The 15,047-nt window shown below is 58.7% G+C and carries 18 protein-coding genes; 8 read left to right on the forward strand and 10 right to left on the reverse strand.

From position 1 onward, the window contains the following. Window positions 1–99: 99 nt before the first annotated feature. The 4 genes from DNI29_RS20700 (at window position 100) to DNI29_RS20715 (ending at window position 2,189) form a co-directional block, all read left to right on the forward strand. Complete coding sequence (locus tag DNI29_RS20700; protein WP_110980054.1) at window positions 100–498, forward strand: SpoIIAA family protein; 399 nt, start codon at window positions 100–102, stop codon at window positions 496–498. Between the two features lie 80 nt (window positions 499–578). Continuing rightward, a complete protein-coding gene (locus DNI29_RS24275) occupies window positions 579–1,058 on the forward strand; it encodes an STAS domain-containing protein (RefSeq protein ID WP_123823350.1) in 480 nt (159 codons plus the stop codon). Between the two features lie 138 nt (window positions 1,059–1,196). Beyond that, complete coding sequence (locus tag DNI29_RS20710; RefSeq protein ID WP_123823351.1) at window positions 1,197–1,412, forward strand: hypothetical protein; 216 nt, start codon at window positions 1,197–1,199, stop codon at window positions 1,410–1,412. A gap of 276 nt (window positions 1,413–1,688) precedes the next feature. After that, window positions 1,689–2,189 carry a hypothetical protein gene (locus tag DNI29_RS20715; RefSeq protein WP_110980057.1) on the forward strand — a complete coding sequence of 167 codons (501 nt, stop codon included), beginning with the start codon at window positions 1,689–1,691 and terminating at the stop codon, window positions 2,187–2,189. Window positions 2,190–2,328: 139 nt separating this feature from the next. Here DNI29_RS20715 and DNI29_RS20720 read toward each other — a convergent pair whose 3' ends face one another. Further along, window positions 2,329–3,765: an amidohydrolase family protein gene (locus tag DNI29_RS20720; RefSeq protein WP_110980058.1), complete on the reverse strand. Its 1,437-nt coding sequence runs from the start codon at window positions 3,763–3,765 to the stop codon at window positions 2,329–2,331. Between the two features lie 136 nt (window positions 3,766–3,901). After that, window positions 3,902–4,849 carry a YihY/virulence factor BrkB family protein gene (locus tag DNI29_RS20725; protein WP_110980059.1) on the reverse strand — a complete coding sequence of 316 codons (948 nt, stop codon included), beginning with the start codon at window positions 4,847–4,849 and terminating at the stop codon, window positions 3,902–3,904. 107 nt (window positions 4,850–4,956) lie between these two features. Between DNI29_RS20725 and DNI29_RS20730 the strand changes: the two genes are divergently transcribed. Further along, complete coding sequence (locus tag DNI29_RS20730) at window positions 4,957–5,466, forward strand: DUF2062 domain-containing protein (protein WP_162303688.1); 510 nt, start codon at window positions 4,957–4,959, stop codon at window positions 5,464–5,466. 119 nt (window positions 5,467–5,585) lie between these two features. Here the strand turns inward: DNI29_RS20730 and DNI29_RS20735 are convergent, their stop codons facing one another. The 6 genes from DNI29_RS20735 to DNI29_RS20765 all read right to left on the reverse strand — a co-directional run bounded on the left by DNI29_RS20735 (window position 5,586) and on the right by DNI29_RS20765 (window position 9,500). After that, window positions 5,586–6,581, reverse strand: coding sequence for an enhanced serine sensitivity protein SseB (locus tag DNI29_RS20735; RefSeq protein WP_110980061.1), 996 nt, complete (start codon window positions 6,579–6,581; stop codon window positions 5,586–5,588). Window positions 6,582–6,864: 283 nt separating this feature from the next. Continuing rightward, window positions 6,865–7,305: a c-type cytochrome gene (locus DNI29_RS20745; RefSeq protein WP_110980063.1), complete on the reverse strand. Its 441-nt coding sequence runs from the start codon at window positions 7,303–7,305 to the stop codon at window positions 6,865–6,867. Then, window positions 7,302–7,982, reverse strand: a complete 681-nt coding sequence (locus DNI29_RS20750; RefSeq protein WP_238388169.1) for an SCO family protein — start codon at window positions 7,980–7,982, stop codon at window positions 7,302–7,304. Before DNI29_RS20750 ends, DNI29_RS20745 begins: the two co-directional genes overlap by 4 nt. A gap of 14 nt (window positions 7,983–7,996) precedes the next feature. Continuing rightward, the gene (locus DNI29_RS20755; RefSeq protein WP_110980064.1) at window positions 7,997–8,401 is read right to left on the reverse strand and encodes a hypothetical protein; all 405 of its coding nucleotides are present in this window, start codon (window positions 8,399–8,401) and stop codon (window positions 7,997–7,999) included. Window positions 8,402–8,626: 225 nt separating this feature from the next. Then, window positions 8,627–8,842, reverse strand: a complete 216-nt coding sequence (locus tag DNI29_RS20760; protein ID WP_110980065.1) for a hypothetical protein — start codon at window positions 8,840–8,842, stop codon at window positions 8,627–8,629. Between the two features lie 172 nt (window positions 8,843–9,014). Continuing rightward, window positions 9,015–9,500 carry a DUF4112 domain-containing protein gene (locus tag DNI29_RS20765; RefSeq protein WP_110980211.1) on the reverse strand — a complete coding sequence of 162 codons (486 nt, stop codon included), beginning with the start codon at window positions 9,498–9,500 and terminating at the stop codon, window positions 9,015–9,017. Between the two features lie 168 nt (window positions 9,501–9,668). Between DNI29_RS20765 and DNI29_RS20770 the strand changes: the two genes are divergently transcribed. Together DNI29_RS20770 and DNI29_RS20775 are read left to right on the forward strand one after the other, a co-directional pair. Next, the gene (locus DNI29_RS20770; RefSeq protein ID WP_110980066.1) at window positions 9,669–10,658 is read left to right on the forward strand and encodes an aldo/keto reductase; all 990 of its coding nucleotides are present in this window, start codon (window positions 9,669–9,671) and stop codon (window positions 10,656–10,658) included. Between the two features lie 129 nt (window positions 10,659–10,787). Further along, window positions 10,788–11,435, forward strand: coding sequence for a response regulator (locus tag DNI29_RS20775; RefSeq protein WP_110980067.1), 648 nt, complete (start codon window positions 10,788–10,790; stop codon window positions 11,433–11,435). 6 nt (window positions 11,436–11,441) lie between these two features. Here DNI29_RS20775 and DNI29_RS20780 read toward each other — a convergent pair whose 3' ends face one another. Next, entirely contained in the window at window positions 11,442–12,893 is a 1,452-nt protein-coding gene (locus DNI29_RS20780) for a diadenylate cyclase (protein ID WP_110980068.1), read from the reverse strand. Window positions 12,894–13,099: 206 nt separating this feature from the next. Here DNI29_RS20780 and DNI29_RS20785 point away from each other — a divergent pair, with 206 nt between their 5' ends. Next, window positions 13,100–13,354 (forward strand): hypothetical protein, encoded by a 255-nt coding sequence (locus DNI29_RS20785; protein ID WP_110980069.1) that lies wholly within the window; start codon window positions 13,100–13,102, stop codon window positions 13,352–13,354. 385 nt (window positions 13,355–13,739) lie between these two features. Here the strand turns inward: DNI29_RS20785 and DNI29_RS20790 are convergent, their stop codons facing one another. After that, window positions 13,740–14,975, reverse strand: a complete 1,236-nt coding sequence (locus tag DNI29_RS20790; protein WP_110980070.1) for a BaiN/RdsA family NAD(P)/FAD-dependent oxidoreductase — start codon at window positions 14,973–14,975, stop codon at window positions 13,740–13,742. Between the last annotated feature and the right edge of the window lie 72 nt (window positions 14,976–15,047).

Genomic DNA, 15,047 nt, shown 5'->3' on the forward strand with positions numbered 1-15,047 from the left:
CCCGAAGAAGACGAGCGGTTGCGTTGGCAGCCGTGAATCTTCTTGCACCGGGTTGTTGTTCGGAGGACTGCCATTAGGCTTCTTCCGTATCGTTTACTTATGAAACTGCTCTTATTCGATTCCCCTCTGTTTACCCTCTACCACAACCCCAGGCACGAATGGCTGCACATAGAATGGCGCGGCATTCATACGCAGCAATCGGTGGAGGAATATTGCGGCATGATGCTGGAAGCGGTACGCACCACAAAAAGCCGCAAGATGCTGAATGACGCCAGCGAGATTCTGGACGGGTGGGCCAACGTCAGCCAGTGGCTTGGGGAGAAGTTCCTACCCCAACTGGCTATGGCAGGTATTGAGTCGATGGCGCTGCTGAATGCTATGGATTGGCCCGCCCGCCTGTGCGTACAGACCATGATGCTACACGTAACCGAGCCTAATGTGCGCCTCTTTGAGTTCGATGAAGCCATAGCGGCCCGGCAATGGCTGGATGCCGCCTGATGTAGCCCCGCCACTCTGGGCCGGCCTACCCCATTCCGGTCGTCCTACCCCTCGTTGTCAGGATAAACACGTAGAAATATGTGCAGAAAGAAGATAAAAAATCCGGGTTTCGACGGAAAGGATTGACTTTGCAGATATTTATTTTTGCACTATTCTTCTGCAAATCAGCAGATGAGCATGATCCGGCAGTGCAAATGCAGAGCTTGTGTATTGAGGTGATAGGTCCGCCTGCGAATCAGGGAGTGCATGTACGGGGCGCGTGTAATACTATTGAGGAAGCGCATTATCTGCGGCAGGTGCTGGGAAAGGCTGTTGTTCATGGCAGCGATACTCTCTGGATTGATTGCCAACAGCTGACAGATATTTCGTATGCGGGCCAGCAGGCTATTTTTCACGTAGAGCAACAGGCCCGAGCCGCTCATTTGGTGACGTACTGGTGCGGGCTAACAGCGGAACTGCAGCAGCGGCTTGTAGCTACCGGCCTCGCGCTGCTACTGCGGAGCCTGCCGGCCACCAGCTACCAAGGACCAGGGTACCGGCCAACACCTTCCTGCCGCTAGCCCCAACAGGGTATGGTGCTTTTGGCGGCAGCTGTAAGCTCAACACTATCAGATAGTAAGATTCTTATACTGATGGTAGCTGGAAATCTGACCAGCGCCCGCCCAACGTAGGTAGTCGTGTACCATCTCTGATTGCCTATGCATTTTGAAGCACCTCCTGGTTCTATGTCGGTGCCCGATCAGCACGCTTGGGCCAAGCGACTGATTCAGGCCGAATACATTTCCGGCATTAGTCAGGAAGGCGTACCGTTGGTCACTGCTGCTACCATGCAGCTGTTGCAGCGCTACGTTATGGGCGAGCTTTCACTGCCTGAGTTTTTGGCGCTGCAGACCCAGCGCCTCCGAGGCTGGTAGGTTTTAGCTGCTCTGAGTTTGGCATTGGTGCCGGGGTAGGAGGTAGCTACGCTATCTGTTGAAGGCTTTTTGCGCGACTTATAATTTGAGGTAGGAGGCATAATAGGCCGGGCAACAAAACCCGCAGAGGCTGAGCAGCCTACCCTGCGGAGGCGCTTGAAGCTTGTGCTAAGGCGGGCGTACCCATCGGAAAAGCCTATACCTTTCGGTGCCCCTACCTCAGGGTATATCCTCGTTCGTAGCCTTAACACTGCTATGCCCTCAACTCACCTCACCATGCGTCGTTCTTATCCTTCGTACCCGGCTGCGCGCGGCAACGTGCTGCTGCTGAGCTGCATGGATTTGCGCCTCCTCGCCGACATCGTGCGCTTCATGGAGCACGACAACCTTACCAACCGCTACGACCAATTTATTTTGGCCGGGGCGGCACTGGGTGCCGTAGTAAATGAGCACTGGAACACCGCCTTTTTTGAGCACCTCGACGTGGCCTGCCAGCTGCACAACGTTCGTGACGTGTACATTCTGGAGCACCGCAACTGCGGGGCTTACCGGGTGTTTCTCGGCGATGAAGGCTCTTTCGACGACACGCATCAGCACCACGAAGACGAGATGCACCTGCACAACCACTACGCCCAGCAACTGGCCGAGCGCATCCGCAATTGGAGCCAAACCAGTGGCAATCCGCTGCGGGTGCAGTGTTTCCTTATGGATTTGCGCGGTAACGTAGAGTTGCTAACCGACATCCCGGCCCTGGATGACGGTAGCGCGGCCGTGTAGTCGGCTCACGTAAGCTTGCCTAACAAGGGCTCCATCTCAGGTCAGATGGAGCCTTTGTTTTATCCCGAGAGTTCAGGGCTCTGAGGCGGGTACAAGGGGTAGTAAATGACACGTATGCAGCCCCTCGTCGCCTACCCCTTCAATTCAGCCCAACCTTGCCTTGCATGGAGTCAAACAATTTAGGTGAGTCAAACCCTACCCCTTGCTTGAAGACAAGCTCCATGCGGCGCACCTGTTGAATATCCTTTTCCGGGTCGCCGTCAATCAAAACTAAATCGGCCTGCTTACCGGCCTCAATCGTGCCAATTTCCTTGTCGCGGCCTAGGTAGATGGCTCCGTTCAGAGTGCTGATCTTGATGGCCTGCACGGGCGTGAAGCCCGCTTCTACCAGAAGTTCTATTTGGCGGCGGTTGGCGTAGCCAGCAATGGTACGGCCCGCACCGGTGGGGTCAGTGCCGGCTACCAGCAGGCCACCGGCATCATAGAACTGCTTTTCCCAGGCCATTTCTTTCTTGAACAGACGCACGCTGGCCGAGTCTTTCTGCTGGTTCTGCTGCCAAGTAGCATTTTCACGCTCCTGAAGCTGCGGAATCAGGGCGCTCAGGCCGCCACCTAGTACCACCTCCCGGCCAGTATAGGGCTCGAACACGGGTAGGGTAGAGGTAAGGGCTACCTTCTTGCTGATCAGAAAGCGCATCAGGTCTTTCATTTCCGGGCTGTTGACCGGTAACTGCAGCAACGACCGACGCCCGGCGGGGTAGTCGGCTACGTCGGGTGCTTTGTTGGGCACAAAGTCGGAGCTGGCCATAAAGCCGTGCTCCAGGTTATCAATGCCAATTTCGGCCGCCTCACGGTAGGTAATGGAGCAGAGGTGGCCGGTTACTTTAAGCTGACGGGCGTGAGCTTCCCGCACCACGGCGGCCAAGTCGGCGCGGGTGGCGTGCATGTACATCTTAAAGGAAGTGCAGCCCTTGTTGGCCCAGAAGGTGGTAGTCGCGGCCGCATCCTCAGGGCCTTTGATGGTGTTCAGGGCCGGAATATCGAGGGCGGGCTCCTCCATGTAAGGAGCCGTTACATCCATTTCCGGACCAATGAGCTTGCCCTCCCGCACCATGCGCTGAATGGCCAAGTCCGTTTGGGGCTCGATGCTGCCAGCCGTGCGGATGGTGGTGGCCCCCCCGGCTAGGTACAGGCGTGGGAAGGAGTAGGGCATCTGGGCGATGTTGAAATAGCTGCCTGTGGGCATGGTATAGTACAGGTGCTCGTGCAGCATCACCAGGCCCGGAATCAGGGTTTTGCCGGCGCAGTTAATCACCTGCGCGTCGGAGGGTACCTTCACCTTCTTCATGGGGCCTACCTGCACAATGCGCCCCTGCCGGAGCACCACCGTCTGGTGCAGCTGGGCTGGCCGGCCCGTGCCGTCAATCACCTTGGCGTCGGTGAGGGCCACAGTAGGGCTATTCACCTTAATAAACTCCTGCACCTGTGGGGTGAACTTCTGCGCCTGAGCTGGCAGCACAGCCGTGAGCAGAAGAAAGGCGCCCGAAAGCAGCCGTCGGTGGGTAAAAGCAGTCATGGAGCAGGGAGAAGAAGGAAGTGAAGACCGTCCGGAAGATAAGCAGTTGGCTTCAGTTGTCTCCGGACTGTTTGCCCACCCAGAGGGGGTAGGCGCCCGGAGCACTTAGCTTATCCAGCCGCTCAAACCTCGCGGCTTATTTCTCTTCGGGCTCGATAATGTCCACCAGCCGGTAGCGTACTGCCGATTTCTTGGGCCGAATATCCATGCCCACAAAGTGCGCGTAGGCTTTGGTAAAGCAGGCCCCGAAATAGAAGATCATCGCCGAGTAGAACACGAATAGCAGCACCAGTACAATGCTGGAGGCGGGCCCATAAATGGGACCCAGATTGCGCGGTACCAGCAGGTAACCCAATAGGTTTTCACCCAAATCAATCAGGATGGCCGTTAGAATTGCCCCCCGCAGCACCGCCCGCGGCGGCACCTTGGCGCTGCTCAGGTTGCGGAACGTAATGGCAAACCACGCCACCAGAATCAGGAGGGAGGCTAGTTGATTCCCCAGTTGAAACAGTACGTAGCCGAATGTCGCGTCGAAGTCGCGGATGTAGGAAGCCACGAAGGCCAGGGCCGCATCGGAGAGAAACGCCAGCATCGAGAGTAGCCCTGTAGCCAGCAGCAGTCCCAGGGAGCGGGCCCGCTCCTTTAGTACTTTGTGAAAACGGTCGGTGTGACGGCTAGGCCGTATTTGCCAGAGCTGGTTGAGGGAGCTTTGGATAACGCCGAACAGGGTAGTAGCTATAAAGAGCAGGAAGCCAAAGCCCAGCCACGTTACCAGTCGGCTGCGCTCTATATTGCTCACGTTCTGCAGAATCTGCTCTACCAGGCCGGCGGCCGAGTACCCTAGCAGGTGCGAGAGTTTGGTGAGCAGCAGCGTCCGGACCTGGGAGGTAGAATACAGAGAGCCCAGCAGCTGAATCAGGATAATAAGGATGGGCGGTAGGGCAAACGTGGTGAAAAAGGCAGTGGCCGCGCCCAGGCGTAGGGGGTCATTCGCTCCGAATTCCCGGGCCGCCCGACGCAGTATGAGAAGGAAATCTGCCAGGAAGTTGCGCCGGGCTGGGCCGGGTGGGTGTACTTTTGTCATCTCAGATGCGTAGGTACCGGAAACAGATAGCCGGACCCGGTGCCGCACACGAAGGTAACGCCCCACCCGCGCATCACCCAGCCTCTGTGGCTTTAACTTCTCCGCTCGTGACCGAACGCCCCGAACCAACTCTGCCCGTTACACCGCCTGCTGTGCCACCCCAGGGCTGGGTGCGGCGGCGCATGGTGCAGCCGCTGCTCGGGCTGCTCAGCCAGGGCCTGACGCCGCATCAGTTGGCCCTCACGGTAGCGCTGGGCACCTCGTTCGGGCTGGTGCCCGTGCTGGGTATTACCACGCTGCTATCCACGGTTACGGCCATGCGCCTGCGCCTGAATGTGGCGGCTACCCTGCTCATTGCCCACCTCTGGAGTCCGGTGCAACTGCTGCTCATCATCCCTTTCATGAGCCAGGGAGCCAAACTGTGGGGCAGCCACGCCCCGGCCCTGACCCTGGAAAAGCTGAAATACTTGTTTGCCAACGACTGGGTAGGGGCCCTGCAACTGCTGTGGTATGCTTTACTCGGTGGGCTGGCCCTATGGGCAGGAGCTTGCCTGCTGTTGGGGCCACTAATCTATTTCATCTTGCGGCCTGTATTGCGCCGATTTGTGAAGGAGTAAAGCCACTCAGCATACCGCATAAAAAGAGCTTCCGCCAGGAAAACGAACGTTGTAACACGTCTGATTTCTTGGCGGAAGCTCTTGTATAAGGCTAACGGCTGGTGAGCAGTACGGCGCTTTTAAGCGCGCTGGTACACCGGAGGCGTCTGGAGCAGATACTGGATCAGAGGCTCTTCCGAAGTCGGGTCAATCAGCATGAGGTCTACAAACTGCGCCTCTCCAATTTTTCCCTGAATTACAGGGCCCAGATCCTGGAGGAAAGCGGGGTCCTGCTCCTCCGTGTCAATGGCCACCAGCAGGCGGGCTTCCTGCGGGTTGTGCTGCATGCGCATTTCGGCCAGATACACATTGCGGATGTGCGACTGGGTAGCGCTGTACTCGCGTAGCGACTCTTTCAGCTCCGTAGGCTCGGGCTCCGGCTGGTGCAACGATACCTGCATATCCTGCGGATTAGGCGCTTCGAAAAGCTGACCACTCAGCAGGGCCTGAATTTCATCAGCAGCCAGCAGCTTGCCTACGGCCGAGAAGGGGTTCAGGGCGCACTCGGCGCCTTGCACCATGGTAAAGAAATCATGGCCGCGCAGGCGCATATACGTCACGCTGCCTTCGGGTACGGCACCATTGTCGAAAATGCGCTCAACGGCCGTGAAAACGGCGATTTTGCCGTCGTGCAGAGCCTGTAGCTGCACTTCCATGCCTTCGGAAGGGGTAATCTCGCCGGGCTCTTGATCTTCGCGGGCAGCCAGCACTACTACCACCTCTTCGCCCAGCAAGGCCTGATAGAAAGGGCTGCGGAACTGAGGCTCCACGGCTGCTTGCATCAGCAACTGCTCCAGAATGTTGAGGGGCTGAAAATCGGGCACCTCGGGAGCTTCGCCGCCGAAGTTGCCAGGCATTGGAATGGGTGGCGCCGGCGGAATTTGCGGCATAACCGGAGCTGGTGGGGGCGCCGGCATCTGGTAGTTAGAGCCTTTGTAGCGCGGGCCAGCAGGCTTTGTTTCTTCGGAAGGGGTAGGCGCGGCAGCATTACCGGCGGCCGGAGCAGCAGGAGAAGGAGTAGGAGCAGACGCCGGAGCGTCTTCGGGTTTCTTTTTCAGGAAGTCAAACAGACCCATAACAAAACAGACAGATGAAGCTGCAAGCTAAGCAGGTTTACGAGAAGATGCACGACCTGAAACGGCCCCATCGGTGCCCCACCCGAAAATATTTTGGGTATTTAAATGGCCAGCTCTTCCCTGGAAAAGAGAAGCCAGATATCATGGCGCCCATCTATACCAGCTTCCAGCTCAGTGGACTGATGGCTTGCTAAGAATTTGATTAACAGGGTTGAGCCCGTAAAAAAGCAGCGGCTCCTTACCGTAGCACAGGAGCCGCTGCCGCGTTCAGGAAGGGTAGGGCCTACTGGCCGTCGGAGCCGTTGCAGCGTCCCAGCAGTTCGGAGGCTTCCCGGATGGTATAGGGCTGATTCTGGTTGCCCCAGTTGGTTTGCAGGAAGTTGAGCAGGTTGGTAATCTGGGAGTCCGTTAGGTCTTCGTGGCCGGGCATCACCTGATTGTACGTCACTCCGTTAACCGTCAGTGGGCCCTTCATGCCCTTGCGGATAATGCAGGGCAAATCGGCCCGGTGGCGGGCAATGTAGTCGGTGGCGGCTACGGGCGGAATCAGACGCTGCAGACCCTGGCCCTGGTCGCCGTGGCAGCTGGCGCAGTGCGCGGCGTACAGCTTGGCTCCTTCGTTCTGGCGCTCGGTAAAGCAGCCGCCCAGGCTCAGCAGCAGCACTACCCCGGCCGAAAGGGGTAGCAACGCTTTACCAGCTAGATGGAGCGCTTTCGGGGTCATTTGGCAGCGGTCTGCTTGTTTTCGGCTTCTTCCTTAAGCAGGAGGGGCAGGTCGTGAATCAGCTGATCAACCTGCTCTTTCACCATGCCATCGTACACCCCGCGCACGCGGCGCTGCGAGTCAACCAGGGCAAAGGCTCCATCGTGGGCGTAGCCGCCGGGCGTGCCCTTATCTACTTCTGCTCCCGTCATATAGGCCTTGGCCAGAGAGAAAATGGTGTCCTGGGGGGCGGTGGCAAAGTGCCAGCGCGAAGCATCCTTCACGCCCAGCCGCTCGGCGTAGTCCCGCAGCACCGGAATGGAGTCGTGAGCCGGATCAATGGTGTGGCTCAGGAACAGGACGTTGGGGTTACCATCGAATTGCTTGTACACCCGCAGCAGCTCGCTTTGCATTTTTGGGCAGATGCTGGGACAGGTAGCAAAGAAGAAATCCGTAACGTACACCTTGCCGGCAAACGTCTGATTGGTAATCGTTTTGCCTTCCTGGTTGGTGAGGCGGAAGGAGGGAACTGGGTCCGGTAAGGTGTCGGCTGGGGAGGTAGGGGCCGCGTGCTTAATGCCCAGGATGGGCAGACGTTCAGATTCAGCGGGTTTTTCGGTGCAGGCAAACGGCAGCAGGCTACCCCCCGCAAGCAGAGCAGTAATCAGGGCCGTGCGTATGGCAGACAAACGCATCATAGAAAAGGGAATCATTAGTGGGCCGAAGAAGCCCGGGTGAGTAGGAGCTGAGCCGAATCCTGACTGGCACGAAACAGACGGCCCACCGAATCCATGCGCTGCTGCTGAGCAGCGTAATAGGCAAGCCGGCGCTCTATGGCCACGGTGTCCTGAGGGCGGCGGTATTTGTGCATCCAGGCCATCATCCCGGCTTCGGCAGCCAGCAGGGCCCGGCGGTTCCGGCCCACAGCAGCCGTATCGGGCAGGGTGGCTTTCTGCAACTGCTGGCGCAGTTCATACAGATGACCCATTTGAGCCATCAACTCATCGTGGCGGGCCAACACAGCTTTTTCAGCAGCCTCGGCTTTCTGCTCATCACTTTGCAGCGAGAGACAAGCCGACAGGAGTAGCAGCAGGGGGGCAAATCGGAGCGTTTTCACCGGGCAAAGGTACAACCAGAATGGGAGTGTGCCGCGCCGCTACTGCCGGGGTGGGGCTTCGCGTCTGCATCTGGCTCACGGCCGTTGTAACAAGCCAATTCTACCGCAATAAGTTCGGGCTATTGGAGGCCCTACCCCCTGGAAAGCAGCAAGCCCCGAAGCTGCCAATGAGCGTCGGGGCTTTTCCTCAAGAGAATTGCAGGGGCATTGCTACCCAGGCCAGAATCAGGCCTGCTCGTGCTCCCGCAAATAGGCCAGCATGTGGCCCAACGTCATTTCTTGTTGGGCTACCATGTTCAGCAAACTGCGCTCATAGGCGGGCAGTGCCCGGCTTGTATCTTGAGTAAGAGCCAGTGCAGCCGCTACGACCTGCTGGTTACCTTCTTCCGTGTCAACCAGCGAAGGATTCTGGCTTAGCCATAAAAGAAATAGGAAGTGCATGCATAAAAGTCGCTGATTAGACTTGCATTACAAATACAACCAATTGGGGTTCAAGCTGAACGGAACCTGCCAGCCAGCGAATGGCTCCAAACCACCGATGAACGAAAGCAAGGAAAGCAGACAATAACCTTAGTTAGCTGCAACGGAGGCTGACCAGCGTGTGGCAACCCAGCTAGAAAGCTTGCTGGAAGTAATGGTACAGGGCCTCGGCCAGCTTCCAGGTGCCCCACACCAGCAAGCCCCCTATCACCAACAAGAGCAGCGCTACCCCCAGCACCAGGCCCGTACCGCGGCCCTGATACTTGCCCTCGGCGTAGTGGGCGCGCAGCAGGCGCACGTTCCGGTCGTTGGCTTTATAGGCGAAGTCGAAGATGTTGCCAAGCACCGGAATAGCCCCGATGAGGGTGTCGAGCAGCACGTTCAGGGCCATGCGCACTACCAAGTTTCCGCTGGCGCCGTGGCGGAGCATGGTCAGAATCAGGACGCCGGAAATGGCCAGGGAAGGCAGGCCGCCAACAACCGGAATCAGGCTCATCAACGGGTCGAGGCCGAAGCGCCAGGTAGTACCCGGAACCCGGAACTGGCTGTCGAGCAGATGGGAAATGCGCGCCACCCAGCGCAGACGTTCGTCCTGATCGAAGGGGGTAGGGGTAGCCATAAGTAGGGAGGAGAAGAAGAAAGGAGAGGAAATAAGTACAGCTAGTACGCAGAGGGCCAGGTTGGGGTAATAAAAAGGCTCAACATCGGGCAGCAATAAGGGGTAGGGCTACGTACACGCTGACTGGCCCGGCCGGGCCTTGTTCTGTTTATTGATGTTTTTCTTGCTATGAAAACCCGCACTCTGGGCCCTACTGGCCCGCAAGTTTCTATTCTGGGCCTGGGCTGCATGGGCATTTCTGATTTCTACGGACAGCCCAATGACACCGAAAGCCAACGCACCATTCATCGGGCGCTGGACCTGGGCATAACCTTCTTTGATACAGCCGATATGTACGGGCCCTTCACCAACGAAGAGCTGGTAGGCCGCGCCTTGCAGGGGCGGCGGGCCGGGGTGGTGCTGGCCACCAAATTCGGGATTCAGCGCGACCCGAACGACCCCAGCAAGCGGGGCATTAATGGCCGCCCCGAGTACGTGCGGGCCGCCTGCGAAGCCAGCCTGCGCCGCCTTGGCACCGACTACATTGACTTGTACTATCAGCACCGGGTAGACCCGAACGTGCCCATTGAGGAAACCGTAGGCGCTATGAGCCGGCTGGTGGAAGAAGGTAAAGTGCGCTTCCTGGGCCTTTCGGAGGCCGCTCCTGATACGCTGCGCCGGGCCCACGCCGTGCACCCTATCACGGCCCTGCAAACCGAGTATTCGTTGTGGAGCCGGGAGCCCGAGGATGAAATTCTGCCTACTTGCCGGGAGCTGGGCGTGGGCTTCGTGCCGTACTCGCCGCTGGGCCGGGGCTTTCTGACCGGGCAGATCCAGCGCTTCGAAGATTTGGCGGCCGATGACTACCGCCGCTTCACGCCGCGCTTTCAGGGCGAAAACTTCCAGAAAAACCTCGATCTGGTGGCCCGAATCAAGGAAATGGCAGCTGAAAAAGAGTGCACGCCCGGGCAGCTGGCCCTGGCTTGGGTGCTGGCCCAGGGCGAAAACATTGTGCCGATTCCGGGCACCAAGCGCATTTCCTACCTCGAAGAAAACGTGCAGGCCGCCGATATTCTGCTTTCGCTCGAAGACCTGGCCCGCATTGACCAACTTGCGCCCCCGCACGCCGCCGCTGGGCAACGCTACCCCGACCAGATGATGAAAACCGTGAATGGGTAGCCCCATACTAACGTCGGGCTTTTACCCTGTTCAGCTAACGCACGTATACGGCATATATACAGGCTCCGGGCCCTCTTGGGTTCGGGCCTTGTGCGTTTCTACCTGCCCAAAGTCTACGAAAACAACACAATGATTCGCATAGCGCTGGCAGATGATCATGCCATTATCCGGGACGGAATCCGGGCCCTGCTTCAGGGAGAAACCGATATAGAAGTGGTAGGCGAAGCTAGCAACGGTCAGCTACTGCTGGAGCTGCTGGCAACGCAGCCCGTGGACGTGGTATTACTAGATATCAACATGCCCGAAATGAACGGGCACCAAACCATTCAGCAGTTGCAGCTGCGGTATCCGGCAGTGCGGGTGCTCATCCTGTCCATGCTCAGTCATGAGGAGTACATCAACCAAATGCTGGAGGCCGGGGCCCTGGGCTATGTGTTGAAAAGCATAGGCAAGGCCGAAATTCTATTTGCTATTCGCTCGGTGGCGGCTGGTCGCCGGTTTCTGTGCACAGAGCTGGCCCTGGAGCTGTTGCACAAGCTGCGCGGGCGCGGCGAGAAGCCCAGCGCGGCCGACGACCGGAAGTCGCCGGTACTTTCGAGGCGGGAAACTGAGGTGCTCAAGCTTATCGGGGAAGGCTTCACGACTGGCGAAATAGCCGAAAAGCTGTTTACCAGCAAGCGCACCATCGAAACTCACCGCCAGAACATCATTGAGAAGACTCAGGTGCGCAACACCGCCGCCCTGATTCGGTACGCGGTTACGCAGGGCCTGCTGTAGGAGGGTTTAGCGGCGCATAGGGGGTAGCAAATCAATCCAGCCGTCTTCGCTAACCACAACCACCAGCACGGCGTAGCGGCTGCTTTCCACGTAGCGCAGGGCAGAGTTATAGCGCGAGCCCCGCGAAGAGTCGCCTTTTTCCGTGGCCAGCCCATCGAGAATAACGCCAATGGCGTAGCAGGTGCCGGCTGGGTCAATGAGCACAGCTCCATCAATGTTGGTCACGAGGCGCAGCACGGAGGGCGTCATCAGGCGCGGCGACACCCGGAAGCACTGCCGGGTAAGGCGGGCTGCTTCCTGAGCCGCTCCCTCTGAAATAACCAGTATAGTGCCGTTGGTTTTTGCGCTGGCTTTCAGGGTGAGCTCCCAGAGGTAGGCTACACCGGCCGCATCTACGCCCGGAAACACCCGCCGGATGGCGTCAGCAAAATTCAGCTCATCCACGGTGCCCTGGGGCAGACGGGGCGTGTTAGACACTACCTTCATCATCACCTGCCCGTTGTGGCTCAGCTCCCAGCTGTAGTGCTTGGTGAAGTGCACCGTGAACAGGGGCTCGTACTGCGGGTCGGTAGGCTCTACGAGGTAGCCGAGCCCGAATACATCCGTAGCGTCAGTGATTAGGGCGTTGCGGTCTTCGCTGAGTTCCAGAAGCTTGCGGATACGGCGGTAGTCGCGTAATGGAATCGGCGACTCCAGGGTCATGATGGGTACCACGGCCGGGTGGTTGCGCCGGGCAATGAGCATGGTGCCTACCCCCTCGTCGCCTTCGTGGCGGAGGGCAGCAACGCCGTTGCAGGCATCGTAGAGGCCGTGGGAGCCCGCAGCGGCGCGCAGCATAAACCGCCGACCAGCGGCACGGAGCACCTCATTATAGTCGCGGTCCAGCACGGGCCGGTCGTCATCAGTATCTGACTCCCGCAGGGCCCGCGAGGCATCCTGCAAAAACTCCTGCACGGTGGAGGCCAGCAAAGAAGCCGGACGGCTAGGGCCTGCCGGGCCGGGTATGGCGTAGTAGCTGTTGTATATCTCGGCCGAAAGCTGCAGCACCACTATCACGAGGTAGCCACCCACGCACACCGGCAGAGAGCAGAAATTCACGCGGTCCTCCTGGCGCAGCGTTACCAGGTCATTGAGGGAGTGCTCAGTGGCGCGGCGCAGCAACTCGTACCAGCGGTGCTTCTCAAACCGGTCGTGGTCTAGGGGGTGAAGATGGTATACAACCTCCCGGGGCCCGTCGGGCTCCAGCGAAGCAGCACGGGCCTTCACGTTGCGGAAGTCGTAGGGACGGTAGCGGTGAGAGGCGGGCTCCACCACAATAGCTTCGGGCTCAGAGGTTTCGCGCGCCGAGGCTACCCCCAGCAGGAACACTTCCGGTTTCAGGCTTCGGTCGAGAAGATTAAACGTGCCATCGGCCGAGAGTTGGGCCGAAACGCGGAACAGACTTTGATTTTCCCACATAGGGAGGATAAGGGGGTAGGCCTAAAGCTGAAAGTACGGGAAAACTGGCCGAAGGATAAGCAGCCCGAAGAAATACCCGGATTTTTCCGGAACATCCTGCCCTGGTTATGGTTACCTACTCGCTCATGTCGTTGGCCGGGCTTGTCTGCTACCGGAAAGCGAAGTATCTTCCTTAAAAGTCCCACGCCTTCGACCCCCGTTGTGCCATGTTTGTAGATTTACTGATAGGCGGCATCTTCGCCATGTCGCTGCTACCCATCACCACGGGGTATTGCGCCTACAGCTACGGACGCTCGTTCTGGCTCTGGTTTGCTTTGGGTATTTTCCTGCCCATCATCTCCTACTTTATCCTGTTCGCCCTGATTCTGCGCCAGCAGCTCGACCACGGCCAACGCCTCCTGGCTGAAGCCAAGGCCATTCTGGCCGAAGCCGAAGAAGCCGAGCGGGTACACCGAGATTAAGCGCCAAAATAGGGGGAGAATAGTTAGCTACCCCTGTGTAAACCAACAAGCCCTTGATTCCAATGTGGTTATCAAGGGCTTGCTGGCTTACACAGGAGTAGGGTTTTAGAAAGAATAGATAGTGGTTATTTTCCTATCCAAGGGGATAAGTCGAGAACGTCATAGCAAGCTGGTTAAGACTATTGGTATGCTGACGATAGGATTGCCGTCGTAACATCAGCACGCGAGGTTTCTGGCCTGATGTGCCACAGGCTCGGAATGATGCCCCAACAATTAGCGAGAGAACTACGAGACAATTACGCTTGCACCCGGCTTGGGCGAGCCTCTGACGCCCTGGCAATAAGCCAAAGAGTCACCTCACCTGTACTCAAGCACCAAATTGCTGCTACTTCAGCCAGTGTAGGATGCCCTGTGCGGCCCAGGCGCCGGTGCTGAAGCAGCCTTGCAGCAGGTAGCCGCCGGTAGGCGCTTCCCAGTCGAGCATTTCACCGGCCACGAAGGTGCCGGGCCGCCGATGCAGCATCAGGTTTTCAGATACTTCGGGCCAGGCAATGCCGCCAGCCGTGCTGATGGCCTCATCCAAGGGGCGCAAGCCCGTAACGGGTATAGGCAGGCGGGTGAGCAAGTGGGCTAAGTCATGGGCCGAAGCAGGCAACTGAGGTGGTCCCACCTCGCGCAGCAGGGTTGGGATGGGCGGCTTCAGGCGCAGGACTTCGCTCAAAAAGGAGGGTAGGGACTTGCCCGGCCGGCGGCGCTGCAGCTTATCCAGCAGTTGCGCTTCCGATAGGTCGGGTTTGAGGTTGAGCAGGAGGGTAGCCGGCTGACTGGTAGCCAGGGCCTCGCGCAGGGTCGGCGTCAGGGCATACACGGGCGTGCCTTCTACACCGTATTCCGTAAGCATCAATTCGCCGCGCACTACTTGAGAGCCACACTGCAGGGCTATGTTCTTGAGGGGCTGCCGCCCCACCTTCTCCCGAAAGAAATTCGACCACTCTACTTCCGCGCCGCAGTTGCTGGGCGCGAACGGCACGGTTGCCACGCCGATAGTCTGCAACGCCGACGTCCAGCTACCATCGGAGCCAGTTTTGGCCCAGCTGGCCCCGCCCAGCGCCAGCAGGGTAGCAGCCGGATACACGGTTGTTTCCTGCTGGGTGCTTTCTTCGTGGATTCGCAGACCAGATTTCCCCAGGAAGCCCAACCAGCGGTGGCGGTTTTTCAGCTCTACCCCCAAGCTGCGCAGGTGCTCCAACCAGGCCCGCAGCAATTGAGCGGGTTTGTACTCGTCGAGCGGAAATACGCGGCCGCTGGTGCCTACGTAGGTGTCAATGCCCAATTGCCGGGCCCAAGTGCGCAGCTCGGCCGGCGGAAAGTGCTGCAGGTACCGCTCGAACTCCGGCTGGCGGGCCGCATAGCGCGTGGCAAACGCATCGGTAGGCTCGCTGTTGGTAAGGTTGAAGCCGCCATGGCCCGCTACCAGAAACTTGCGCCCCATGGTAGCCTGAGCCTCGTACACTGTTACGCGGCAGCCGGCCTCGGCCAGGCGCTGGGCGGCCAGCAGTCCGGCGGGTCCGCCACCTACCACGGCTACCCAAGGTGCACCAGAATCAGGGGGTGTTTGCATGCCGCAAAGGTAGAGGACTGGCACCAGAGCAGGGGTAGGCAGCAGCCCGGCTAAGGGCAGTTTACGCTGAGC

It is taken from the genome of Hymenobacter sediminis (assembly GCF_003231285.1).
GTDB lineage: Bacteria > Bacteroidota > Bacteroidia > Cytophagales > Hymenobacteraceae > Hymenobacter > Hymenobacter sediminis.

Coding starts and splice junctions, on each gene's coding strand:
- DNI29_RS20700 (WP_110980054.1), top strand. CDS start 100: ATGAAACTGCTCTTATTCGATTCCCCTCTGTTTACCCTCTACCACAAC.
- DNI29_RS20710 (WP_123823351.1), top strand. CDS start 1,197: ATGCATTTTGAAGCACCTCCTGGTTCTATGTCGGTGCCCGATCAGCAC.
- DNI29_RS20715 (WP_110980057.1), top strand. CDS start 1,689: ATGCGTCGTTCTTATCCTTCGTACCCGGCTGCGCGCGGCAACGTGCTG.
- DNI29_RS20720 (WP_110980058.1), bottom strand. CDS start 3,765: ATGACTGCTTTTACCCACCGACGGCTGCTTTCGGGCGCCTTTCTTCTG.
- DNI29_RS20725 (WP_110980059.1), bottom strand. CDS start 4,849: ATGACAAAAGTACACCCACCCGGCCCAGCCCGGCGCAACTTCCTGGCA.
- DNI29_RS20735 (WP_110980061.1), bottom strand. CDS start 6,581: ATGGGTCTGTTTGACTTCCTGAAAAAGAAACCCGAAGACGCTCCGGCG.
- DNI29_RS20745 (WP_110980063.1), bottom strand. CDS start 7,305: ATGACCCCGAAAGCGCTCCATCTAGCTGGTAAAGCGTTGCTACCCCTT.
- DNI29_RS20750 (WP_238388169.1), bottom strand. CDS start 7,982: ATGATGCGTTTGTCTGCCATACGCACGGCCCTGATTACTGCTCTGCTT.
- DNI29_RS20760 (WP_110980065.1), bottom strand. CDS start 8,842: ATGCACTTCCTATTTCTTTTATGGCTAAGCCAGAATCCTTCGCTGGTT.
- DNI29_RS20765 (WP_110980211.1), bottom strand. CDS start 9,500: ATGGCTACCCCTACCCCCTTCGATCAGGACGAACGTCTGCGCTGGGTG.
- DNI29_RS20770 (WP_110980066.1), top strand. CDS start 9,669: ATGAAAACCCGCACTCTGGGCCCTACTGGCCCGCAAGTTTCTATTCTG.
- DNI29_RS20775 (WP_110980067.1), top strand. CDS start 10,788: ATGATTCGCATAGCGCTGGCAGATGATCATGCCATTATCCGGGACGGA.
- DNI29_RS20780 (WP_110980068.1), bottom strand. CDS start 12,893: ATGTGGGAAAATCAAAGTCTGTTCCGCGTTTCGGCCCAACTCTCGGCC.
- DNI29_RS20785 (WP_110980069.1), top strand. CDS start 13,100: ATGTTTGTAGATTTACTGATAGGCGGCATCTTCGCCATGTCGCTGCTA.
- DNI29_RS20790 (WP_110980070.1), bottom strand. CDS start 14,975: ATGCAAACACCCCCTGATTCTGGTGCACCTTGGGTAGCCGTGGTAGGT.